Source organism: Lachnoanaerobaculum orale (genome assembly GCF_003862485.1).
Classification (GTDB): domain Bacteria; phylum Bacillota; class Clostridia; order Lachnospirales; family Lachnospiraceae; genus Lachnoanaerobaculum; species Lachnoanaerobaculum orale.
The window spans coordinates 1,615,388-1,621,562 of sequence record NZ_RRCM01000001.1; the positions used below are offsets into that span (position 1 = coordinate 1,615,388).

General features: G+C 35.2%; 5 protein-coding genes and 1 pseudogene. 1 reads left to right on the top strand and 5 read right to left on the bottom strand.

The window, feature by feature from the left end:
- Positions 1 to 6: 6 nt before the first annotated feature.
- The 5 genes and pseudogenes from EHW90_RS07625 to EHW90_RS07645 all read right to left on the bottom strand — a co-directional run.
- Positions 7 to 1,134 carry a glycerate kinase family protein gene (locus EHW90_RS07625; RefSeq protein WP_124952241.1) on the bottom strand — a complete coding sequence of 376 codons (1,128 nt, stop codon included), beginning with the start codon at positions 1,132 to 1,134 and terminating at the stop codon, positions 7 to 9.
- Between the two features lie 131 nt (positions 1,135 to 1,265).
- Positions 1,266 to 2,597 (bottom strand): tagaturonate reductase, encoded by a 1,332-nt coding sequence (locus EHW90_RS07630; RefSeq protein ID WP_124952242.1) that lies wholly within the window; start codon positions 2,595 to 2,597, stop codon positions 1,266 to 1,268.
- Positions 2,598 to 3,037: 440 nt separating this feature from the next.
- On the bottom strand, positions 3,038 to 3,241 hold the full coding sequence (locus EHW90_RS07635; protein ID WP_060931733.1) for a CsbD family protein: 204 nt from the start codon (positions 3,239 to 3,241) through the stop codon (positions 3,038 to 3,040).
- 179 nt (positions 3,242 to 3,420) lie between these two features.
- Positions 3,421 to 3,660, bottom strand: coding sequence for a GlsB/YeaQ/YmgE family stress response membrane protein (locus tag EHW90_RS07640; protein ID WP_008755077.1), 240 nt, complete (start codon positions 3,658 to 3,660; stop codon positions 3,421 to 3,423).
- 154 nt (positions 3,661 to 3,814) lie between these two features.
- Positions 3,815 to 4,135: pseudogene (locus EHW90_RS07645) on the bottom strand (DUF523 domain-containing protein); the annotation flags it as partial.
- A gap of 219 nt (positions 4,136 to 4,354) precedes the next feature.
- Between EHW90_RS07645 and EHW90_RS07650 the strand changes: the two are divergent.
- A complete protein-coding gene (locus tag EHW90_RS07650; RefSeq protein ID WP_124952243.1) occupies positions 4,355 to 6,070 on the top strand; it encodes an IS1634 family transposase in 1,716 nt (571 codons plus the stop codon).
- Positions 6,071 to 6,175 lie beyond the last annotated feature (105 nt).

Here is a 6,175-nt window from a genome sequence, read left to right on the forward strand (position 1 = left end):
CTTTTTTTATAGCAGTCTGAATACCTGTTCCGCCGTATCACTCAGATTTTTCTTTGCAATATCTGTTTGCATTGCTTCTTCCAATGTAACTATTCTTCTTAGAATAGGAAAAAACGCATCTATTCCATGCTCATTGCACACTCCGGCATCCTCTGTTACACTTCCTGAGAATGCTATGACTTTTTTAGCATACTTCTTTGCAATATTTGCTACCCCGACAGGTGCCTTACCCATTACAGTCTGACTGTCAAGTCTTCCCTCACCGGTAACCACAATGTCAGCATCCTTTACATAATCTTCAAGTCTTGTTTCATCAAGCACTATCTGTATTCCCGATTCCATCTTTGAATTCGTAAAGTTAAAGAATGCATATCCAAGTCCGCCTGCCGCACCGCATCCCGGATATGTGGAGTCGGCATCTTTATACTTTTCTTTTACAAGATTTGAAAAGCTGTAAAGCCACGCATCCATATCTTGTACCATTTCCTTTGTAGCACCTTTTTGAGGTCCGAATACGGCACTACAACCAAGTTCACCACAAAGCGGATTGGTAACATCACATGCCACTCTGAATGTACACTCATACAGCTCTTTTAAGACATTTTTATCTTCTATCTTTACAATATCTCTGACACCTTCAGCACCGTATCCTACCTCTTTGCCTTCAATATCAAAAAATTCATATCCCAGAGCCTGAAGCATTCCTACTCCGCAGTCGTTTGTAGCCGAACCACCTATACCGACTATAAAATGTCTGCATCCTCTTTTTACAGCGTCTTTTATCATCTCTCCCACACCGAATGTTGTGGTATGAAGCGGATTTTTTTCATCACCGCTCACCAAAGTAATACCTGCAGCCTGTGACATCTCTATTATTGCGGTCTTTGTGGACTCCACTATTCCGTAAACTGCATTTACCCTTTTGCCTACAGGTCCCGTTACTTCCACATTTATAAGCTTGCCTCCCATTCCTATTGAGAGAGCCTCCACCGTTCCTTCTCCGCCGTCTGCAAGTGGCCTTATCTCAACTTTTGCATCTTTTTTTGCCTTAAGTATACCTTGCTTTATAGATTCTCCGGCTTCCAAAGATGACATACTTCCCTTAAATGAATCAATAGCGACAACAACTTTCATTTTCTCACTATTTCTCCTTTCATTATACTGCTTCCAGTTTATCACAATAATAACCGGTTTTACACTTAAAAATTCAACTGAAGTATCAAAGTTTTTCTACTAAAAAAGATGGAGTTTACTCCACCCCTTTTTTATTTCAAAAGCTCATCATAGCAAGCCGCTACACCGTCTTTTTCTATCTTTTCAAACCATCTGTTTACGATATCATACATATCGCTAAGGTCCTCACCCCAGTAATCTTCTCTCTTTAAGATATCTGCTACCGAAGCGCTCTTCATAAACTTTACAATCTCTTCACCGTCATTTGCCTCATCTGTCTTATAAAATGCGATAAGTGCGGCCAATGAAAAACTCAGTACCTCAGGATATTTCCCGTTTTCGACCTTATACTCCAATATCGTAGGAAGTACCCTGGCTCTGAACTTTGACACTGAATTAAGTGCAATTGATAAAAGCTGATGCTTGATAAAAGGATTTGAAAATCTCTCAAATACAGCCTCTCCGAATTTTCTGTTATCCTCGGTATCTCCTATTGTAGGTATTATTTCCTCAAACACAGATTTTCTAAGAAGTGATGATACCTTTTCATCTTTCATGCACTCGCCTACAGTCTCAAGTCCATATAGTCTTGCTGCTAAAACCATTGAAGTATGTGCTCCGTTAAGTATACGAACCTTTCTCTTCTTATAAGGATCCACATTGTCGGTCCAAACTACATTAAAGCCTGCCTTTTGCAGTGGAAGCTCATCTTCATGGTTTCCCTGTATTACCCAAAGGTGGAAAATCTCGGCCGTATCCATCATATTGTCCTTTTGACCGATTCTCTCCTCAAGAGCTTTATGTTCATCTCTTGGAAATCCTGTAACAATTCTGTCTACCAATGTAGAGCAGAAGCTGTTTTCTTTTTCAAGCCATGAAGCAAAATCCGCTCCAAGCTCCCATTTGGAAGCATACTGCTTACAACATTTTAAAAGCTCTTCACCATTGTGATCTACAAGTTCGCATGAAAGTATAATAAATCCGGACAATCCTGCTTTAAATCTTTCATAAAGAAGTGCTGTTAGTTTTGCCGGAAAGCTGTTTGCGGGTGAATCGGAGAGTTTATTATCATCTTCATACACAATTCCTGCTTCTGTAGTATTTGACACAATAAATCTGAAATCAGGATTCTTTGCCAGACTCAAATATCCTTCATAGTCCTCATATGGATTGATACATCTGCTGATAACATCTATATGAGTATGTTCATCTACCACCTTACCGTTATCAACTCCTCTTAAGAAAAGATTGTATTCACAGTTTTGTGCTTCAAGCATCTCACACATACCCGTTTTTATAGGCTGAACGACAACTACAGAGCCTTCAAATAAGCCCTTATCATTTAATTTCTGGAAGAAATAGTCTACAAATCCTCTCAAAAAACCGCCTTCACCAAATTGGATGATTCTCTCTTTAGCCTTCATATTATACTCCTAATATTTTTTATTAACTACTGCAGCCATTGCCATCAGTAATCTGTTATCATTGAAATAATTTTACCTACTTCAATGTTATCTTTCCACTTCCACATCTTAGCTTTATACATCGATATATTTGCTTCATATATTCAGACTTTATTTTTTTCGCCCTCCAATAATGTAAGCGTTTACATTTTTGAGTATATAATATTTGAAATTTTTTGTCAATCAAAAAAGACAGCCAAAAAGGCTGCCTACTTTTTATATACTAAGCCCTGTTCACTTAGATTTATAAAATATAAATTATCATATTATTGTACACTCCGGTTAACTATAAAAAATATAATTCGCGATAAACAATAATGGTCTTCTATTTAACATAATTATAAATTATTTTAATAGAAGACCATAATATTTAACTATTTAAGGGACAATCTTAATCTAAACTATTCTTTATCCTTATTTATTACATTCTTGACACCTTCGACCGTTCCTTCTACAGCATCTTTAACATCTTTTGCAACTTCTTTAACCTTAGAAGCAGCTTTTTCAGCAGCTCCCTCCGTCTCTGTTTTTTTATCACCGGTTACTTTACCAATACCCTCTTTTAAAGCACCTTTAGCTTGATCTATCTTCTCTTCTAATGACATACTAATCTCCTTTTACCTAAATTTATTACAATATATTATATGAATTGATTTATCCACTAAATTATAGTAAAGCATATATTTTTTCATTCTATAAGAATATTACTCGAGTACTATAGACTTAAGATATAAAAATAATATAATTTGTTTTTACATATTAAAGTATCTTATCAATCATTTTCCTATCCTCTTCTACCAAAGAAAAATGAAACAACAGCAATGACAATTACTGCACCTAAGATAGAAGGAATCAATGACATCCCTGCCATAGTAGGTCCCCATTTACCAAATAATGCCTGACCGACAGATGATCCCAGTAAACCTGCAATGATATTAGCTATTATACCCATTGCACCACCTTTATTGGTAATAGCACCTGCAATGAAACCTATAAATCCACCTACAATGATAGACCAAATCACAAACCACCCTCCATTCTATATTTTTATATATTTTTACGATTATTATTTTAATATTCAAATTAAAATCTATTTAAAATATATATTAAGTATTATACACCATAAGTCAACTTTTGTCAAAATAAACCAAAAAAATTTTTATTTGCCTAAAGCTGTCCTATAAATCCTCGACATCTATCACCTTCATTCCGTTTCTTCTTAATAAATCTGCGAATACACCTTGTCCCGATATAATCCTGCCTGAAAATGAACCGTCATATACTGTATTAACTCCACATGACGGACTTCTTGACTGTAAGATAACAATATCGGCATTTTGTTCTTTTACTGTCTCAAGTGCTCTCCTTGCCCCTTCACGAAATTCTTTATCAACAGATGTGCCGTCCTTGAGACTTACTATACCGTTTACTATTTCCGCAGGTTCTCTTGGAATAGGCAGTCCGCCAAGAACTTCCGGACAAACAGGTATTACCTCATGTCGGGTCTTCAACACTTAGTCATATATAAAAGTCCTCTAAAGCCTTGTAAATAAAGGATTCTCGGGTCTTTGACAGTTTGTTTACATAAATAAGCCTAAAAAAAGTCTCACAACCCGCATATAGCCTACATTTCTTGGTTGAAAAATTTGTCAAAATTTTCGTTTTATTATATAGTATTTTATAGTATTGTATGATATAATAGGGGTTAGAGGTTCCCTATGAAAGTTACTACATCAAAATCAAAAAATGCTGAGTCATTCTATATTTCTAAAAGTTTCATCAATGAAAAAGGTGTTAGCACCTCTGTTAATGTACGCAAACTTGGTACGCTTGCTGATTTATTAAAAAAGCACGGACCTACCAGAGATGATGTAATGGAGTGGGCTCGTGCTGAGGCAAGACTTGAAACACAAAAATATAAAGAAGAAAAAACAGTAAATATTTCTTTTAACTCCAATAAAAGACTTCAACCTCAACAACAAGTCTTCTATCGTGGGGGATATCTGTTTTTGCAATACTTTTATTATAACCTTGGCTTAGATAAAGTTTGTAGAAAAATAAGGGATAAATATAGCTTCAAGTTTGATATTAACGCGATTTTATCAGATTTGATTTACTCAAGAATACTTGAACCTTCCAGTAAACGCTCAAGTTACACCTGTGCTCTTGACTTTTTGGAGCCACCGTCTTACCAATTACATGACGTGTACCGTTCTTTAAATGTACTTGCTAAAGAATGTGACCTTATACAATCTGAAACTTATAAAAACAGCCACTTATTAGGAAAACGCAATGATAAGATTCTTTTTTATGATTGCACCAATTATTATTTTGAGATTGAAGATGAAGACGGAATTAAGAAATACGGAAAAAGCAAGGAACACAGACCAAACCCTATAGTACAAATGGGGATGTTTATGGATGGTGACGGCATTCCTCTTGCTTTTTCTCTATTTCCGGGTAATGCTAATGAGCAAACTTCTATTAAACCTCTTGAAGAAAAGATTTTAAACGAGTTTGACTGTCAAAAGTTTATTTACTGTAGCGATGCAGGACTCGGTTCGGAAAAAATAAGAAAATACAATCATATGGGCGAAAGAGCCTTTGTCGTTACACAATCTATAAAAAAGCTTAATGCACAAGATAGACAATGGGCTTTAGACACTAAAGGATTTAAACGTTTGTCTGATGATAAAGTAGTAGATTTATCAGAAATATCAAGGGATGATGAGGCTATATATTACAAAGATGCTCCGTATACGCCTAAAGATTTATCTCAGAGACTTATCATCACATATTCACCTAAATATGCCAAATACCAAAAAACTATTAGAGAAAAACAAGTTGACAGAGCTAAGCTAATGCTTGAAAAAGGTAGCATCAAAAAAGAAAGGCGAAATCCTAATGACCCTGCCAGGTTTATTAGCAGCCTTGCAGTGACTGATGATGGAGAAAAGGCAAATGTACATAACTTTCTTAATACAGACAAAATAGATGAAGAAACTAAGTATGACGGTATGTATGCTATCTCAACAGACCTACTTGACGATAATGTAAGTGAAATACTAAGTATAAGTGAAAAGCGATGGCAAATCGAAGAGTGCTTTAGAATTATGAAAACTGAGTTTGATGCAAGGCCTGTGTACTTACAAAGAGTTGACAGAATTACGTCTCACTTCTTAACTTGTTTTTTAGCATTGATTATTTACAGATATCTTGAGAAAGCATTAGAACACAAATATACATGTGAAGAGATTCTAAAAACCTTAAAGGATTTTAATTTTGCATATGTAAAAGAGCAAGGTTTTATACCGCTATATAAAAGAACGGAGCTTACAGATAAGCTACATGAGATTTGTCATTTTAATACAGATTTTGAATTTATAACAAAAAGTCAAATGAGAACAATTAAAAAACAAAGTAAGGGAAAATAAAATACTATTTTTTTAGTTTCAAAACGAAATGTAAATACCCTCCAAAGCCGCTAAAACAAAGGGTTTGAAGGGTATTTTATCTTTCAAAACTGTCAAAGACGGGAT